At 42.5% G+C, this 17,938-nt stretch carries 19 protein-coding genes and 1 riboswitch; of the genes, 6 read left to right on the top strand and 13 right to left on the bottom strand.

All coding sequences use genetic code 11. From position 1 onward, the window contains the following. Positions 1–34: 34 nt before the first annotated feature. The 3 genes from FGG79_RS14730 to desA form a co-directional block, all read right to left on the bottom strand. Positions 35–412 (bottom strand): DUF2500 domain-containing protein, encoded by a 378-nt coding sequence (locus FGG79_RS14730; RefSeq protein WP_138779607.1) that lies wholly within the window; start codon positions 410–412, stop codon positions 35–37. Between the two features lie 144 nt (positions 413–556). Continuing rightward, positions 557–1,030, bottom strand: a complete 474-nt coding sequence (locus FGG79_RS14725) for a response regulator (RefSeq protein ID WP_138779605.1) — start codon at positions 1,028–1,030, stop codon at positions 557–559. A gap of 78 nt (positions 1,031–1,108) precedes the next feature. Next, positions 1,109–2,140 carry a Delta(5) desaturase DesA gene (gene desA, locus FGG79_RS14720; protein WP_138779603.1) on the bottom strand — a complete coding sequence of 344 codons (1,032 nt, stop codon included), beginning with the start codon at positions 2,138–2,140 and terminating at the stop codon, positions 1,109–1,111. A gap of 527 nt (positions 2,141–2,667) precedes the next feature. Here desA and FGG79_RS14715 point away from each other — a divergent pair. From FGG79_RS14715 to FGG79_RS14705, 3 genes are read left to right on the top strand one after another with little or no spacing between them, the layout of a single operon-like run. Then, complete coding sequence (locus FGG79_RS14715) at positions 2,668–2,985, top strand: ArsR/SmtB family transcription factor (RefSeq protein WP_138779601.1); 318 nt, start codon at positions 2,668–2,670, stop codon at positions 2,983–2,985. Next, positions 2,975–3,424: an SRPBCC family protein gene (locus tag FGG79_RS14710; RefSeq protein ID WP_138779599.1), complete on the top strand. Its 450-nt coding sequence runs from the start codon at positions 2,975–2,977 to the stop codon at positions 3,422–3,424. Before FGG79_RS14715 ends, FGG79_RS14710 begins: the two co-directional genes overlap by 11 nt. 12 nt (positions 3,425–3,436) lie before the next feature. Then, a complete protein-coding gene (locus FGG79_RS14705) occupies positions 3,437–3,829 on the top strand; it encodes an SRPBCC family protein (RefSeq protein ID WP_138779598.1) in 393 nt (130 codons plus the stop codon). 332 nt (positions 3,830–4,161) lie between these two features. On the opposite strand, the gene FGG79_RS14700 is transcribed toward FGG79_RS14705, so the two are convergent. After that, complete coding sequence (locus FGG79_RS14700; RefSeq protein WP_240794295.1) at positions 4,162–5,085, bottom strand: TRM11 family SAM-dependent methyltransferase; 924 nt, start codon at positions 5,083–5,085, stop codon at positions 4,162–4,164. Between the two features lie 283 nt (positions 5,086–5,368). Next, positions 5,369–6,232 carry a 5'-methylthioadenosine/S-adenosylhomocysteine nucleosidase gene (locus FGG79_RS14695; RefSeq protein WP_138779594.1) on the bottom strand — a complete coding sequence of 288 codons (864 nt, stop codon included), beginning with the start codon at positions 6,230–6,232 and terminating at the stop codon, positions 5,369–5,371. Positions 6,233–6,376: 144 nt separating this feature from the next. Then, positions 6,377–6,480: riboswitch (purine riboswitch) on the bottom strand. A gap of 176 nt (positions 6,481–6,656) precedes the next feature. Between FGG79_RS14695 and FGG79_RS14690 the strand changes: the two genes are divergently transcribed. The 3 genes from FGG79_RS14690 (at position 6,657) to FGG79_RS22170 (ending at position 9,752) form a co-directional block, all read left to right on the top strand. Continuing rightward, positions 6,657–7,556, top strand: coding sequence for a Gfo/Idh/MocA family protein (locus FGG79_RS14690; RefSeq protein WP_138779592.1), 900 nt, complete (start codon positions 6,657–6,659; stop codon positions 7,554–7,556). A gap of 336 nt (positions 7,557–7,892) precedes the next feature. Then, complete coding sequence (locus FGG79_RS14685) at positions 7,893–9,245, top strand: glucoamylase family protein (protein ID WP_240794294.1); 1,353 nt, start codon at positions 7,893–7,895, stop codon at positions 9,243–9,245. Positions 9,246–9,467: 222 nt separating this feature from the next. Beyond that, the gene (locus tag FGG79_RS22170) at positions 9,468–9,752 is read left to right on the top strand and encodes a zinc finger domain-containing protein (RefSeq protein WP_240794293.1); all 285 of its coding nucleotides are present in this window, start codon (positions 9,468–9,470) and stop codon (positions 9,750–9,752) included. An 82-nt stretch (positions 9,753–9,834) separates the two neighbouring features. On the opposite strand, the gene FGG79_RS14675 is transcribed toward FGG79_RS22170, so the two are convergent. The 8 genes from FGG79_RS14675 to FGG79_RS14640 all read right to left on the bottom strand — a co-directional run bounded on the left by FGG79_RS14675 (position 9,835) and on the right by FGG79_RS14640 (position 17,896). Continuing rightward, positions 9,835–12,051 (bottom strand): ABC transporter permease, encoded by a 2,217-nt coding sequence (locus FGG79_RS14675; RefSeq protein ID WP_138779588.1) that lies wholly within the window; start codon positions 12,049–12,051, stop codon positions 9,835–9,837. After that, entirely contained in the window at positions 12,051–12,752 is a 702-nt protein-coding gene (locus FGG79_RS14670; RefSeq protein ID WP_138779586.1) for an ABC transporter ATP-binding protein, read from the bottom strand. The genes FGG79_RS14675 and FGG79_RS14670 overlap by 1 nt, the downstream gene beginning before the upstream one ends. A 2-nt stretch (positions 12,753–12,754) precedes the next feature. Beyond that, positions 12,755–13,378: a TetR/AcrR family transcriptional regulator gene (locus FGG79_RS14665; RefSeq protein ID WP_138779584.1), complete on the bottom strand. Its 624-nt coding sequence runs from the start codon at positions 13,376–13,378 to the stop codon at positions 12,755–12,757. A gap of 131 nt (positions 13,379–13,509) precedes the next feature. After that, entirely contained in the window at positions 13,510–14,163 is a 654-nt protein-coding gene (gene thiE, locus FGG79_RS14660) for a thiamine phosphate synthase (protein ID WP_138779582.1), read from the bottom strand. Beyond that, positions 14,160–14,972, bottom strand: coding sequence for a bifunctional hydroxymethylpyrimidine kinase/phosphomethylpyrimidine kinase (gene thiD, locus FGG79_RS14655; RefSeq protein ID WP_138779580.1), 813 nt, complete (start codon positions 14,970–14,972; stop codon positions 14,160–14,162). Before thiD ends, thiE begins: the two co-directional genes overlap by 4 nt. 20 nt (positions 14,973–14,992) lie before the next feature. Continuing rightward, positions 14,993–15,781, bottom strand: coding sequence for a hydroxyethylthiazole kinase (gene thiM / locus FGG79_RS14650; RefSeq protein WP_138779578.1), 789 nt, complete (start codon positions 15,779–15,781; stop codon positions 14,993–14,995). A 292-nt stretch (positions 15,782–16,073) separates the two neighbouring features. Continuing rightward, positions 16,074–16,646: a cysteine hydrolase family protein gene (locus tag FGG79_RS14645; RefSeq protein ID WP_138779576.1), complete on the bottom strand. Its 573-nt coding sequence runs from the start codon at positions 16,644–16,646 to the stop codon at positions 16,074–16,076. 215 nt (positions 16,647–16,861) lie between these two features. Continuing rightward, entirely contained in the window at positions 16,862–17,896 is a 1,035-nt protein-coding gene (locus tag FGG79_RS14640) for a zinc-binding dehydrogenase (RefSeq protein ID WP_138779575.1), read from the bottom strand. Positions 17,897–17,938 lie beyond the last annotated feature (42 nt).

The raw sequence follows: 17,938 nt of genomic DNA, 5'->3' as shown, positions 1-17,938 counted from the left end.
TGAAATGCGGGATCCTACAAGTAGGGTCCCGCATTTATGATTGAATATGTACGTCAGCTCTTCCCCGAATGAATCCAAGATAACGCGAGCCTTGGAAGGACAGTTCTCCCTGGTCCCCTTCCGCAAGCATTCCATACTCAGTATCCTTCACCTTAAGCTCCATGCGGTCACCACTTTCCACTTCGAAGGTAACATAATATTCACTGTAAGCTCTCGTTTCTCCTCCGCCTCTGACATTCGTCCTTTTAGCCAGTACCCTTGCAGCCACATTAAGCTTTGGTGATTGATTATTTTGACTCCATTCCGTTACTCCTTTGGCAGCAGAAAACATGATTGCTACTATAACGATCACAAAGATCACACCAATAAAGATTGGTGCGATGTCGAACATCACATTACCGTCTGGATACATATAAACTCCCCTCTCATTGCTCTTTTTCTATAGTTTAACATTTAGATACATATATGTAATACAATTCCTATTTATAACACAAAGAGCCTGATCCCCGAAACGTTAATAACTAACGTTTTGAAGTTCAGACTAAAATCACATGTATCACCCTGTCGGATGCTTCATCTTATCCATAATCATCGTAAAATAGTTCTTCTTCATCGTACCCGGCGCATGAGGGATCTCATAGGAAACCGACTCCTTCTTCTCTATGAGCTTCGGAGAATATACCTGTGCTCCCTCCATGATCCTGCGAATCGAAGACGTTAACTCCTCGCTCGGACTGTCTTTCAATAAGTACCCGTTTGCACCGATTTGTTGAACCTGTTCCAAATATCCCTCTTTAGCGAATGTCGTGAACAATACCAAATGACATCCTATATCTGTTAGAGGTCCGTCCCTCAGTAGATTCTCCATATCGAGGATGAAGAGGTCGGGTTGCCGTTGTTCGATGAGTTCCAGGGCATGCTCTCTGTTCTTAGCCATTCCCACTACTTCCATGTCTTCTTCCAGGTCGAGTAGAGAGCCGATCGTCCCTAACAATAATTCCTGGTCGTCTGCAATTACAATGCGGATCATGTAGGTTCTCTCCTTTTACATCTGTATCAAGTAAAGACTCCCCTTATATGGTTCGTTCATAAGGAGAGTCGGTTTAGATTATAATTCAGGTTTGGCTTCTGTAGAAATACGTGATTTAGATTTAGCTTTAGATTTGACTCCTCTGAAGCTTACAAACGTTTTGTTATCTTCATCCCATAGTTTGAATCGTAGGGATTTCAAGCTGGTTGCAAGAGAAATCGTCGGTACGTTTTGTAATGGCTCCGAATTAATATGAGCTTCTTCCAGCTTATAGTTCGGCACTCTTGGACTCAAATGGTGGATATGGTGATACCCGATGTTCCCTGTCAAAAACTGCATGATTTTTGGAAGCTTATAGAATGAGCTACCCTCAACAGCTGCCAAAACATACTGCCATTCTTTATCTTCTTCGAAATAAGAATCTTCAAACGTATGCTGCACATAGAACAACCAAATCCCGATGGATCCGGAAATCATGAAGATGGATCCCTGCACTAGAAGGAATTCCTGCCATCCAAGGGCAACAGATAGAAGTGCGATAAGCGTCACGATGATCACATTAACTAAATACGTGTTATTACGTTCTTTCTTTCTGGCATTCTTACGATTGAATCGATTTTTAAGAAGGAATACGTAAATCGGTCCTAACACAAACATAACGAGTGGACTGCGGTAAAAGCGATACGCTAAACGAGTTTTGAAAGGTGCTGCTAAATACTCTTCAACTGTCAGAGTCCAAATGTCACCTGTTCCACGCTTATCCAGGTTTCCACTAGTCGCATGATGGACCGCATGTTCATGCCCCCACTGATCGAATGGGAACAGTGTCAGTACACCCATGGCCGTTCCGACTGCCCGATTGGCTTTACGGCTTTTAAAGAAAGAAAAATGGGTGCAATCATGAAAGATAATGAAGATTCTGGTCAAGAATCCTGCTGCTATCACGATTGGAACGAGTGCAAGCCAGTACGATATCGAAAGACTCTGATACGCAAGGAACCACAATAGAAAGAATGGTCCGAGCGTATTTACGATCTGCCATATACTTTCTTTATTTGTTGATTTTTCATAAGGAGCAACTTCTTTTTTCAACGTTTTTATATTTGTCATGTCATTATTCCCTTCATTTAAGGCGTTGAATTCATTATAGGATAAGCGAAATCATCGTGTTAGTAGTAGGTGTCATATGCTGGGCATGACAAATGTCATAAGGGAGAAAATGCCAAGCGCTTTCATCGACTCAAACCCTTGGTAACGCTGACTTTCCCCCACTCTCTAAACGCTTCCAATTGATTATATTATTTTTTGAGAATAGAAAAATATTCTTAAAACGGCAAAAAAAAGATAAGAATATGATTCCCGAGCTCTTTCTTCTTTCTATTCTGGTCACGTCCTTATGTTGTAAACATCAATCATGCTCAGGGCAGTCGAACATACCTCTTTCAGCTATACAGGACCAGCGTATTGATAGGAAGTCTTCTAAACCCAATGAAAAGAATAATTAGAAACGGATTAGTGCCGTACTTTTGGGAATCATCATGCAAGATAACCGTTTTCTAATTGAACGGCTTACATCCCTACATTTCTGAACCTGAAATTAAGTTGACACTTAATTAAGCACATGCTAAATTAATAACATGATTGAAAAAGCATTTTCTTCGTTATCTGTACCAACACGCCGAAAAATATTGGAGCATTTGCGTGATCGGGAGCTTACTTCAAGTGAAATTGCAGGAAATTTCGAATTATCTGCGCCCGCCATATCACAGCACTTGAAAGTTTTGGAGCAATCGGGCCTTGTCGTTGTAAGAAAGGCTGGCACGAAACGCTACTATCGAATCAGAAGGGAAGGTTTTTCTGAATTAAAGACATACATCGACCAATTCTGGGACAACAGCTTACTAAGCTTGAAAGAAGCTGCAGAAGAGGAAGAAAGGAGAAAGCATGACAACTGAAAATCTTAGAAAAGAAATATTTATCGAATCCAGCCCAGAAACTCTATTCTCCTTCTTTATCGACCCTGACAAGATGAATCGTTGGATGGGCAGAAACGTATTACTGGAACCGAAAATCGGCGGTAAATACCGAATTGATATCAACGGGGAGAACGTCGCCATCGGGGAGTACACAGAAATCGTCGAAAACGAAAAGGTCGTCATGACCTGGGGATGGAAGGACTCAGACATTATGCCCCCAGGCTCAACGACTGTGGAATTCCTTCTTATCCCGCAACATGAAGGAACCTTGCTTGTTCTGAATCATTATGATATTCCGGTTGAGAAAGTCCCTTCCAACCACAAAGGCTGGACACATTACATGGAACGAATAAAATGTTTAGGGCAAGGCGAAGACCTGGGAGTAGATCCTTGGTCGGGTGACAACATAAATATATAGGAGGAAATACAAATGACTACTACCATTCATGAAGAAATCAAGTTCAATACAACACCAGAAAAAGTTTATCAAGCTTTAACCGATTCAAAGCAATTCAGTAAGATGACAGGAGATGCACCTGCTGATATTCAAGCTGAAGCAGGGGGTTCCTTCTCTTGTTTCGGGGGAATGATTGAAGGAAGAATGATCGAACTCCTTGAGAACGAGCGTATCGTTCAGGCATGGCGAGCTGGAAACTGGGAGTCAGGTATGTATTCCATTGCAAAATTCGAATTGAAACAGGAAGGAAATGAAACCCTTCTTATTTTTGACCACACTGGATTTCCTGAAGGACAAGGGGACCATTTACGAACAGGATGGCAGGAGAATTACTGGAAGCCACTAAAGAAATTCTTAGGCGCATAGCTTTTAGTTTCTGAATGACTTATTTTCAAATCACACAAAAAAAGCCCAGAGCACGTTCATTCGACTCTGGGCTTTTTTCGCACGCTTGGTTGGACGACCTATACAAATAACAACATCTATTCCTTGGGCAAATCTTCATTCAAAACAGAGATTTGCGGGATTGTTACTGGAAGTCCCTGGTTGATCTATGCTACGGGAGGGGAAAGGTTCGTTTATTTGCCATTCTGCCATTTTGGGGATTTATCTGCCTTATTTCAATTTTTCTTCCATTACACACTTTTCAACACCCTTCCTCTCACAAAAAAAGAGCGTGGGAACCGCTCCCACACTCCTTACTTACATACCAGTACTTGCCGGACAAATCTACCCTTGCTCACTTCACAACGATCGATAATATCGAAGCCCGCTTTCCCCACATTCGCATCGACATCTTCCAGGGTTACAATCACGACCTTATCAGCAAATCGTCTTGCACTGCGAAGCATTTCCAATTGTTCGTCATCTGTTATGACGGAACAGAGATTATATGGAAGATCAATGACAGCAACGTCATAGCTGTTTGTCACGTCATTAATGTCCATCAGCGACACTTCCCCTTCTAACCCGAAATGTGCGATATTCTCTTTCACCCCGTCCAGGATCAATGGGTTACGGTCACTGCCGACGATATCAATACCCATAGATAATGCCTCCACAAGGACCGTACCGATTCCGCAACAAGGATCAATCATTTTGATTCCTTCCGTTTCCGGTGCCGCTATATTGACAACGGCTCTTGCAACCCGGGTACCTAGGGCAGTGGAGTAACTGTGGGGCTTCTTCACATGGTGCAACCATACCGCTTCATTTTTCACATAATACCCAAACACCCAACGGTCATTCGTCTTCGCTACACCAAACCAGATGTGAGGGTCGACTAACTCTGCCTCCCCTTTCAGGTGCAGACCCACTTCCTTCTCGATTCGGCGGAGTTTTTTGAAGCCTACTCTATCAACATCTGGATTCTGTACAAATACGACCTTGAATCCATCCACTGCTTCAAGTTGATGTATTTCATTCAACAATTCTTCAAAGTCATGCCCTTCGCAGACAATCTCCAGCCTCTCCCGGATGAATGGACTTCTGCTCGGATCGACTTCTACCTGACTCAGGATAATACTAGATTCAGAATCGTCCCCGAATAGCGATCGTTTTTCCAAGGCACATAAGAACTCTTCGTTCGGTTCCCATGAATACGTATATAAAAAGTTTTTCATCTCTATTATGATCATCTCCGTGTGAGGTTAAAATGTTAATTGCATTTGACCATTGTATCATATAGAGAGGGTTAATATTAGCAAGGGGACCGATTCATGAACCAGTCCCCTCTCTTCCTCTTACCCAACCAATAAATGCTCCTGTGATGAAAATCAATTCACCCATTCTGATATCCTACTACAGAAGTGTTATAGGAGGTTCTTCTCTATAACAGAATGTATAAAACTTGTCATAAAAAAGACTGACCCCCATCAAACCGGGAGTCAGTCTCAACAACATGTATTATTCCATTTCGGAAATATACTCTTTCACCACTTCATACACATACCCTTGATTCGCAGCTGCCGTATCTGGATTGTATGCTCCGTCATTCGTCTTGTTGTTTGACAATACGCGAATCCCAAGGAATGGAACATCATATGCACCAGCGATTTGTGCAGCTGCCGCACCTTCCATCTCTTCTACAGATGTGCCGTAATTCTCATGGAACCACTGAATACGATCGACTTCGTTGTTCCAAACGTCTGCAGACCCGATTGTTCCTTGGACAACTTCCCCTTTTTTATATGTATCCTTAACGGCATTTGCCGCGGCAAGTAGACCTTCGTCCCCATCGTAATAACGAATTTTCTCAGCATCCGGATCTTCTCCGGCACTTCCTTCTGAAGCCATCAAATCCATTGGCTTCCAGGCAGTTGGATCGATTCCTTCCTCATCAGTCATGTTTCCTGTTTTCAAAGAGCCAAGATTGACGGTTCTTTCACCGATTACGATATCAAAAACATTTAACGCCGGGTCATGTCCGCCGGATGTCCCTTGATTGATGATTGCAATCGGATCGAATTTTTCAATGGCAATAGCCGTAGCCGCTGCCGTATTTTCCATTCCCTTACCCGTTTTAGCGACAATCACGGGGTAATCATCAAGTGTCCCTTTATAGAAGATAAATGAGCCGGATTTTTCTTCCTTCACATTTTTAAGTTTCCCTGCGAATTTTTCAGCTTCAATAGGCATCGGTCCCTGAATGATAATGGGTTGCTGAGCCTCTTCTTCTTTCGCTTCCGTTTGTTTCGTTGAACTGCAGCCAGTAAATACGGATAAAGCCAATACCGATACCGCTGTGAATGATGCGATTTTCTTTTTCATATGAACCTCTCCCTTTTCTTGATGAATGAATTCCGGTTGTTTGGTCAAACGAAAAAGGTCTAGAATAGTAGAAGGATTTCTACGTTCCAGACCTTAGAAGTTAAAGTATTGGTAATAGGGCAAAGAAACGACAAAGATGCCGAAAAACCGAACACTTCAACTCGTAGTCTGGTTCTTATAATGGGAACCAGGTAGAAACGCTCAGACCATATTACCGAGAATATACGAGTAATGATATGTATTTGTGGTACGCTGTTACTATAACAAACCCAGCTTGGAATATCAACAAATATACGAATTTTATTAGAATCAAATTATTTAATGTTCGTGTTTTGCTGAAGTTCCTCTCGTTTTCTTTTGAGCTATAAAATTGAAATATGATGCTAGAATCATATAATGAAATAAAAACCATGAGGTGAAAAATATGAAAATCGGACTTATCGGATTAGGTGACATTGCGAAGAAAGCCTACCTGCCTGTTCTTTCTAAAAAAGAAGGCATCGAGCTTTCGCTTTGTACGAGAAATGCAGAGACGCTGCAGAAACTAGTAACCAAGTATCGAATAAAAGAAAGCGTTCAAACCGTCGACGAACTGATTGCCACAAACATTGACGCGGCTTTCGTGAGTACAGCTACCGAGGCCCATTTTGAGATATCGGAAAAACTCCTCAAAAATGGCATCCATGTATACATAGATAAGCCGATTTCTTTGAATTTCGAGCAAACAGAACGCATCGTTCAGCTCGCCAAAGATAGCGGAAAGATCGCCATGGTGGGATTCAACCGTCGCTTCATCCCAAAGGTCAGGGAATTGAGAGAACACGGGAAACCAAGCTTCCTTTTGATTCAAAAAAATCGATTCCGAGCACCTGACAATCCGCGACGATTCATCGTAGAGGATTTCATCCATGTGGTTGATACCCTTCGCTTCCTGATGAATACAGAGATAAAAGATGTACAAGTTCAATCACTTAAAAAAGGAGATCTCCTTCATCATCTCGTCGTTCAGCTCATTGGGGAAGATTGTACAGCCGTGGGTATCATGAACAGGGACGGTGGTGTAACGGAAGAAACGATTGAATACTCCGCTGGTGATCATAAATATGTGATAAAGAGTCTGGTTGAAACAACTCATCATCACAACAAGGAGACCAGCATATCCACATTTGGTGACTGGGAGCCGACTTTGTATAAAAGGGGATTCTATGACCTCGTCGATCACTTCATCGACTGCATAGACACAGGAAAAACACCTGATCCTTCCATCGATGACTCACTGATGACCCATGAGATTTGCGAAAGAATCGTTGGGATGATCGAATAAATGGAATGCAGGTAGAGAGGAAATGGTTCCTTTCTACCTGCATTTTTTAATTTCTAATTTCCGCCCGCATTCACCATTGTCGACTATATTCCTATAACTTTCTACACACTTGGTCACTATCCTATTAAATCAAATCAAGTATCTCTCCGCGGCAGCTTCATTATAATTCTTACCCCATTCCTCACTTAATAATTAGTCAAATAGACTCACAATTAATAGTTGTAGTGTCATCTTTATTTTTCAGATAATTGTTACTATTGTGTGATATACGTATAGAATTTCCTCTTGTATACTTTTAATCGAAACGTTTCACCAAATCGAAAGGGCGTGAAGAATGTGAAAAAATTAATGTCATTGCTTTTAATTTTATTATTAGTCATTAGTGCTACCCTTCCTGCATCGGCTTCTGCTGAGGGCAAGGACAGAGGAAAAGAGATTGCTTTATCGAAACAATTAAAAGCGATTTCAAAGAAAACCTACCGCTACTTTGAAGATTTCACAGATCCTACCACAGGTCTTACTTATGATGCCGTTCGAATGGACAACGGGGAAATCAGCACCCAAAAATTCACATCACCAACGAATATTTCTATGTATATGATGAGTACTATTTCAGCTGAGGAAGTTGGCTTGATCTCACGAGAAGAAGCCGTGACTGAAATTGAAAAGTCACTGAAATCATTAGATAGCATGGAAAAATGGAACGGACTATTCTATAACTGGTACTACACAGAGGATGCATCTCTGATGAAGGATTGGGGGCAATTCATTTCTACTGTGGACAATGGATGGCTGTCTGCCGGTCTGATTGTAGTGGGACAAGCCTACCCGGAACTGTATGATCAAACTCATTCACTAGTAGAAGATATGGACTACTCCACTCTTTACACGCCTGAAGTCGGACAAATGAGAGGCGGGTATGATGTGGCAACCGAGAGCTACACAGCTCATCACTATGGTGCCTTTTATACAGAGCCACGGGTAGCAAGTTACATAGCGATTGGGAAAGAAGATGTACCGGAAGAACATTGGTGGAGAATGTTCCGCACCATGCCAGAAAGCTGGGATTGGCAGGCTCAAATTCCAGAGGGATATACAGAAACATATGACGGGGTGGATGTTTTTGAAGGCCATTATAGCTACAAGGGTACTAAATATGTACCAAGCTGGGGAGGAAGCATGTTTGAAGCGCTGATGCCACAGCTTGTACTGAAGGAAAAAGAACTTGGAAAAAATGCACTTGGCTTGAACAACAAGCGTCATGTGGATATCCAGATTCAATATGCCAAAGATCAAGGCTATGCCGCTTGGGGCATGTCACCGGCTGCTACACCGGATAATTACTCTGAATTCGCAGCAACACCTTTAGGTATGGATGGCTATAAATCAGATGGTACCGTTACTCCACACGCCACTTTCCTGGCACTAGAGTACGCCCCGATGGAAGCGTTCAAAAACATCCGTGCATTGAAACGTTTCGATATGTACGGTAAATATGGTTTCAAGGATTCTGTCAATGTCGAAACAGGTGAGGTTACACAAGCCTACCTTGCTTTAGATCAAGGTATGACAATGGTTTCAATCGTCAACTATTTAAAGGATGGGGTCATCAGGGATTACTTCCATCAAGATCAAATCGGGAAATCTCATGAGGATCTGTTGAGTAAGGAGACATTTTCGATTGAATAATGGCTGAAACAATTTTTTATAAAATGGAAAGTCCAAGTAATAATGCTTGGGCTTTTTATCTTTCACCTAAACATAAACGGTTTAAAAGATTAAATCAAAGCGGGACGGGGAACATCTATATTAAAAAGGAGTATAGTATCATGCCAGAAGGTCCTGAAATCAGACGAGCCGCAGATGCAGTTGAGCGAGCTCTAAAAAATGAATCCGTGGAGGATATATATTTTGCCTTCCCTCAGGCCGGTAGACTGCACGGAGCAGCAATGGAAGAAGGCAGCTATTGGCATCATCGATTTAGTGAAGCAATCGTATGAGACTGGCGGTATCACCAATGATCTCTCTCTTGTACAGAAACTGCATGGCCAAGGAGTGAAGCGCTCCCGATATCGTCACTGGGTTTTCAACCGGGAAGGAGAGTCTTGCTTCATCTGCGGAAGTGAAATCGAGAAGACCGTTGCAGCTTCAAGGAGATTGTACTACTGTCCGGTTTGTCAGGGGCTTGATGGCTAACGCAGAAAAGGTGTCGCTACCTTCCTAAGGTAACGACACCTTTTTAGTATAAAATAACGTTTTTCACCAACCTACGAGTCACCTATTCCGTACTCCGGTTAATCGCCTCTGTCATAGAAATCCCCTTTAGTTTCCGATGATTCAGCCACAAGGATATATAATACGATACGATGATCATGACAAAACTGATGAGGACACTCAGCCAATCCAACTTTACAGGAATCGTCACATTCATCTCTGCAGTGATCGAATTCATAAAGGCCGAAATCGATAGGAGTGTCACAGGAATGCCTATCAGATATCCTAAGATGATAAACCAAATATTATACCCGATCATCATCCTCATGATTGAATGCTCACGATAGCCGATAACCTTCATGAGGGAGATTGTAAATGAATTCTCTTCAATCAATAAGGAGATTAAGATGTAGATGATGATGACAGCAATGATGGCGGCAACGAATGCTATCCCTGCTACCCCATAGTTCAACGGTTTAATCATATCCTTAAATCCTGAAATCGTATCTGAAGATTTTGTTGTAGACACGATCTTTTCTTTCGCCACAGAGAGTTCTTGGTTCGAATAAATTTCTGTGTAGCTCCCTGAAGGATAATCATTTAATTGGTTGAATTCCTCCAGTGGCATATAGATCATATTTCCAAGATATGATTCTGCGATGTGATCAACGGTGATAGTAAAGGATTTGTTTGTCAATTCATTTGTCACTTGAATAGAATCTCCTACATGAATACCCAGCTTATCTGAAAGGGATTGATTCATGATGACTGAATTGAACCTTAGTTTATCCCCGTTGGAATCCTCCAAACGAATGGCTGTATTATCCGGCTTCAGGCCGGTGATCGTTATGCTCTCCTCCATTGTCGTAAAAGGGGCCACAGCTCCGATTTGTCCTGATTCAGGCGGGGCCGTCTGTGGAGCATAGAATAGATAGCTATACTCATAGTTATACACCTGTTGAAAATTATCGGTCACCAGGTATTCCATTGAGTTCTTCGTGACGAAGCCGAACAACAATAATAATGTAGCAAATAGTACACCGATGATTAAAAAAACTGCCCGTGGAAGGTTTCTCATGATTTCCCGGATCACGAACTTCCGGCGGAAAGGAAGCTTTTTCAGCTTAAAGAGCCGCTCCAGTCTACTTACTTTCACCTTCCTCTCCCCGCCTTTTATTAAACTGACAGGTGGAATTTTCAAGACACGCTGAACCAGGTAATAGGTTAACGGGATGAAAAGAATCAGTGGTAATAATAAGCTCGTAAGTAAATATACCTCGTGTGGTTTCACTTCTAATACAGGAAGATTATAGTAAGCAGCAAACGTTGATAGCAATGGATGCAAGAACACCCAGCCAAGGATCGTACCTACTACGCTTCCTGAGACGGCAAGGAGTCCTGCATAGGAAAGATAATGACGGACAATCTCGCTCTTTTTGTAGCCAAGGGCATACAATGTTCCGATTTGAACATATTCTTTTTTCATTAGACGCCACAATAATATGAGAATGATTACCATACTAATAAACAGAATACCAATCGGAAGAAATTGTCCCATCTTTTTGACACCGGCAATATCTCCTTTGATAAAGGAAATTCGATTATTATCCTTTTTATCTGTCCATTTTATGATGTTATTCGATTTATTCAGTTGCTTCTTCACTTCTTCGAGAGAAGCTCCTGAAAGGCGAACGCTATAGTATACCTGATGCTCTTCCCACTTCTCCAAAACAGATTGTTTCACGACAGCTACCCCGAATGCATCAGGGTTTTTCAGAAAGCCCGATTCCTCTTTTAGTGGATAGATGTAATCAGGGATCGCCATATACCCGGAAATATGAAACGTTTTCCCACGGAGCTTGACGTCGTCTCCAATCGAAAGTTCATGTGCTTTGGCAAACCCTTTATCTACTAAGATATCACTATTTGCCGACAGGTTTTCCCCTTCAACAACAGAAAGGAGATTGACATCATTCGTCGCATCCAACAATCGGAGAGTCGCATCTTTGTTGTATGAAACATCCGCTACATACCTCTGTTCAATCTCTGCCCCATACTGATTTTCAATTCCCTTGATATCGTTCAAAGGCTTTTGTGTAATGAATTGAGCATCTTCCACCTTATTCTCCTTAAAGAACACCTGTAAATTATCAATGAGATTCGCTCCTGTTGCGGTAAACGAGTAAAACACAATCGAGCTGATGACTATCAGAAACCAAGCAGAGAAAAACTGTGCTTTCTTTTCCATAATAGTCCGAAAGAGCTTCTTCCTAAGAGGCATTACCACTCAACCCCTTCAGCAGAGGTTTGATGTTCATTGATAAAGTCTGATTCAATCTTCCCGTCCTTAAGTGTGATCACCCTGTTTGCCATGCTTCTAATCGCTTGATTATGCGTAATGATGAGGACTGTTGTGTTAAATTCTTTGTTTACTTTCTCGACCAGCTGTAGAATTCCCTTCGAAGTGACTGAATCCAATGCTCCCGTAGGCTCATCACATAATAATAGTTTCGGAGCCTTTACGACGGCACGTGCAATCGATACACGCTGCTGTTGCCCGCCGCTTAATTCACGTGGAAAGCGATCCTCCATCCCTGACAATCCCACAGCATCAATCACTTCAGAAATAGACAATGCCTTCGGACTGATATTCGCCGTCAGCTCAATATTTTCATAGACCGTTAAATTCGGAATCAAATTATACATTTGAAAGACAAACCCAACGTCGTCACGTCTATAGCCCACAAGGTTCCGATCATTCAATTGAGTGATATCCTTCTCATTGACCTTAATACTGCCAGAATCAACTGAATCAATCCCTCCAATGGCATTTAACAAGGTGGACTTTCCCGAACCGGATGGACCGAGAATAACGACAATTTCCCCCTTCTCCACTTGTACTTGTATATCCGTCAGAGCTTGAAAGGTGGTTTGACCGCTCTGGTAGGTTTTATGAACTCCATTGATACTCAAGATACTCATGTTCATTCCTTCTTTCCCGGTTTCATTTTCCCTGCGAATATAAAGCGGATATGCCTCGATAGCTGTTCCTTATATTCCTCGTGACTCATGGCTTCGTTATACATGTAGAACATGGTATCCGACATGGCTGCGCTATAAATTGCATACGCCGCTTCCTGGGGATCGACCTTGACGAGAAAACAATCTGAATGGCTTTCAATCATAAACATGACCCACTTCATCATCTCTTCATCGATTCCAAACAACCCTTGCCGCAAGCGGATACTTTCCTCCACTTCCTCCGTCATCACGTGAAAAAGTTCACGCCAAAACGATTTCGGATAATGCTGAAAAAACTCTGCAAAACCGTGCATGGCTCCAATCACACTCTGTACTAAATCACCTTCATCATTGTATGGGTCACCTAGTGAGCCCTTCATCTCCTCTGCTTCTTCGGTGAAAATTCGGAGAAGCAATGCCCCCTTAGAAGGAAAATAATTATAAATGGTTCCTGTTCCAACCCCGGCATCCTTTGCAATTTCAGCCATTTGTGCCTGTTGGTAGCCATTCAAAGAAAAGATATGTTTCGCCGCTTCCATAATATTCTGTTGTGTTTGCCGTTTTTTATCTTCACGTAATCCTGCCATATTGGTGTTCCTCCTAAAAAATGAACGAGTTCATTTATGAACCTATTCATATTTTAATTGGTATTTTTTAGAATGTCAAATAGGGTCTGTCCCTCAGCACATATATGTGTTGGGGTCAGACCCTATCTTCCTTATTTACAAGTGACAGCTCTCTTCAATTCCCTCGCCGCTCTTCTACTATCTTCAGCACCAGCTATGGCGGAGATTAAGGAGATTCCATTCGCACCTGCCTCAATGACTTCCATTGCATTCGATGAACCAATGCCTCCAATTCCCACAATTGGTATCAGGATATTGTTGTTTCGAAAGCTTTTGATGATTTCTAATCCATGAATCTTTGCTGTATCGTCTTTAGATATGGTGGGATAGATGGGACCAAGTCCTAAGTAATCGGCTCCGTCGACGACTGCTTGCTGCGCTTCAGCCAGTGTATGAGTTGAAACGCCAAGCCATTTATCTCCAATCTTCGCTTTCACCTCACTCGCCCTTTCATCTTCCTGACCAACATGAATGCCATCAGCATCGATGGCTAAAGCTAATTCCACATCGTCATTTACGATAAAAGGGATCTCAGCGTCTTTACAAACTTTCTGCAGTTTTTCAGCGAGTTTCATCTTTTCGGGTCCTTCTAAGGAACCCACTCCTTTTTCCCGGAATTGAAAGAGGGTAATCCCTCCTTCAATTGCCTGCTCTAACACATAAACAGGATCTTTCAGGCAGTTCGTGCTTCCCATGATAAAATAAAGAGTAAGAAAATCTTCTACTTGCTGGCGATTATCATTCATTTACTTTCACCCATAGTCTTCTTATTGTAAGCCCAATGATTTGTCGGACCGTGACCATTTCCAATTCCAAGCGGATTTTCAATGGCAGCCCTGATAAACGCTTTCCCTGACATGACTGCTTCCTTTGTGTCTACTCCATTGGCCAACTGAGCGGCGACTGCAGCCGAAAAGGTACAGCCTGTCCCGTGGGTGTGACGTGTATCGATTCTTGGCGAAATCATCTCCTCAAATGATTCTCCGTCATAAAATAGGTCGATCACTTGATCGTCATTGGCGTGTCCACCTTTGATAACCACTGATTTTGCACCCATTTCGATGAGAATCTTTGCTGCGTCTTTACGATCGTCAAGCGTATTAATCTTTATCCCGGTGATGACTTCCGCTTCTGGTAGATTCGGTGTAATGACAGCAGCAAGTGGTATTAATTGTTCTTTTAAGGCAATCACTGCTTCATCTTGTAAAAGCTTGGCTCCTCCTTTTGCAATCATGACAGGATCCACCACAAGATTCTTCCACCCATAATGATGGATTCTCTCACTGACTGCTATAATAACTTCACCAGAGTGCAGCATACCTGTTTTTAATGCATGGGGTTCCAGGTCTTGACCTATTGCATCCATTTGCTTCACAATTCCTTCTATTGAAACAGGATACACACCATGAACACCTAATGTATTTTGTGCCGTTACTGCAGTAACAACCGACATTCCATACGAACCAAGCTCTTGGAATGTTTTTAAATCTGCCTGAATGCCGGCTCCTCCGCCACTATCTGAACCTGCTATCGTCAATGCCTTATGTACCGTCATGTTTCAATCACCCTTACCCTTTATATTCTCTCTATTTTTGCAAGTGCATCATCTTCTTTACAAATCGTGGAGAGCTGATCGATGAATTCAATTTGAAAACTTCCCGGACCCTTTTCAGATGTGACACTAGCTGCTTTTTCTGCTGCTATACCATAAACAGCAACTGCTGTTACACAAGCTTTCAATGGATCTTCCTCAATGGCTGCAAACGCACCGATGACCGAAGATAATAAACAGCCCGTACCGGTTACCTTCGTTAAGATCGGATGACCATTCGCTACTTTATAGGTTACTTGCCGCTTCGAGATGACATCGGTTTTCCCGGTTATGACAACTGTACAATCAAATTGTCCCGCCACGTTTTGTGCTAACTCCACCGTGTCTCTCCCCCCTGAACCACCATCAACCCCTTTGATAGCCCATTGCTCTCCTGCAACGTTAGCCACTTCCGCTGCATTTCCTCTTAAGATCGAGATGTTTACTTCACTGAGGATTTTCCTTGCCATGTCGGTACGAAAAACGGTTGCCCCTGCCCCAACCGGGTCCAATACTACAGGTATCCCCTTCTCATTGGCGGCTTTTCCAGCGATGATCATGCTTTCGATGATTTCTGTGGATAAGGTTCCAATATTAAGTACCAAGGCCCCGGCCAACTTCGCCATATCCCCCACTTCTTCCTTCGCATAAGCCATCACTGGAGATGCACCTATGGCCAATAAACCATTGGCCGTAAAATTCGTGACCACAACGTTCGTAATATTATGTACTAATGGATTTTTTTCTCGTACTACCTGAACCAATTCAAACATTATCCTATTTCCTCCCTTTTTATCGTTAAAGAAAGACGGGAATTCTCCCAGATATGCTATTACTATAGCATATCTGGGAGCTGGGGACAGGTTCCGCGTCCCGGGGTAACAAATCTGTTTTTTTTCATAAAAATGCCTTCTGAAAATGTCTTATAGGTTCAGGGTTTGTCCACTTCTTAAAGGAAGATTAATCATCGATATCCCATGGCGCTAATACATGGATCAAGGTGCCTATCCCTAAATAAAAGCCCATTCCACCAGCTCTTACACTGATAAAATGGACTTAGGCCCTTTACATTCCATATTCCTTTCGATACTCATCATGCTTCGGATGAAACAAATCCTCATCTGATGGTCTTACATCCGAGAAATGGTCTACATTATAATGACCTCTCAGCGCAACATTATGATGGGCGATAATTTGTTCCGCCTTTAATGCCGTCGAATCTTTTGTCGAATGACCGTCCGCAACGAGGGTGACGTCGAACCCGCTTACTGTTGCATAGCGGACAGCTGTATCAATGCAATACTCAGTCTGACATCCTGCGATCACGATATGCTCCACTTTATTTTCTTTCAAGTAAGAAAGTAACGGCGTCCCGTAAAACGAATTGGTCGCCAGCTTATCAAATACGACGGCTTGATCTGGAACTTTCAAATCCCTGTGAACCTGAAATCCATCACCGGTTCCACCTGCCACATCCTTATCCCTTATGAAAACAATGTGTGCATCTGCTTCCTTAGCCTTGTCACTGACCTTGTTAATGGTCTCGATCAGGTTTTCTTTTTGAAAGACGGCTTGTTCCTTTTCATTTCCCTCTACTAATTCCTGCTGAACATCAATGACGAGCAATGCTTGGTTCACGTTGAAAACCCCTTTACGATTTTAGTCTCCTGCTAATTGGGTGTCGTACGATTCGATTGTTCACCATAATAAACCGCCCCCTTTACAATCTATATATGTATAGTTCGCCCGAACATCGGTATTTCCTTTAATCCTATTCAACACAATTAAAAAAAGCTCAGAGTCGTAATACTCTGAGCTTTTCCAAAACCTGTGATGTGCTAAAAACCTTTTTCTTAGGGTAGGAGGAGAACCTTACCCAGTTTTCCTGACTTTTTAAAATGCGTTTGTGCTTCCCCCGCCTTTTTAAGTGGATAGCTGCAATCTATTACCGGTTTGATTTTCCCGGCAGAGATCGCGCCAAGCATACGTTTGAACTCTGTTCTAGTACCTAAGACGGAGCCATAAAACGTAATATGCTTTAAATAGAGGGTTCTAAAATCGAGTTCGGTTTTCTGTCCACCAGCAGATCCGGATATGCAGAACTTGCCACCTTTTTTCAATACTTGAAGGGATGCTGAAAAAAGCGCATCCCCCACGACATCTAACACCGAGTCGACAGGACCACCATTCACTTTTAAAATGTCTTCTACCAGAGTATCCGACTTATAGGATAATACGTGGGTAGCGCCTAATGTTTTCAATTTATCTTCTAAGTGCATATCGCCTACAAGAGCAATCACCGTTGACCCAAATACATTGGAAGCAATTTGAACATTCAATGACCCCACACCACCATTGGCACCGGTCACGACAATCGTTTCGTCAGGCTTAGCCCCGATTTGTTCAACCATATGCCATGCCGTCAAACCACTTACTGAAAACACAGCACTCTCTTCATATGTGGAAAGAGGCATATCATAACAGAGTTCAGACGGCCAAACGACGTATTCGGCATACCCGCCATCATATTCAGATCCAATAAAGGACATGTCCTCAGAGATATGTTCACAACCTGCCTTGCCAGTTGACGTAAAAGGAAAGAGAACAACATCCTTCCCTATCCTCGTGTTAGAAACATCACACCCGACTTCAACGATTTCCCCCGTAATATCCGAACCGGGAATTCTAGGAAAATGAACACCTTCAGGGCGCCATCCTGACTTCTCCCCTTTCCCATAAGCCCCTTCTCTCATCCATATTTCAGTATTATTGATGGCACAAGCCTTTACTTTAACAAGGACTTCATCACGATCGGGCGTGGGGATTGGAATTTCTACTAATTCCAGCTTATCGATATCTCCATATCCAGTAACTTGAACAGCCTTCATTCGTTCCTCACCTTTCCACTATCTGATTCATTTAATCGGTAG

Origin of the sequence: Bacillus sp. BHET2, from assembly GCF_005938125.1 — a bacterium.
Lineage (GTDB): Bacteria > Bacillota > Bacilli > Bacillales > Bacillaceae_B > Rossellomorea.
The sequence above is the reverse complement of the archived record's forward strand: the minus strand, read 5'-3'. Positions and strand labels throughout refer to the sequence as shown.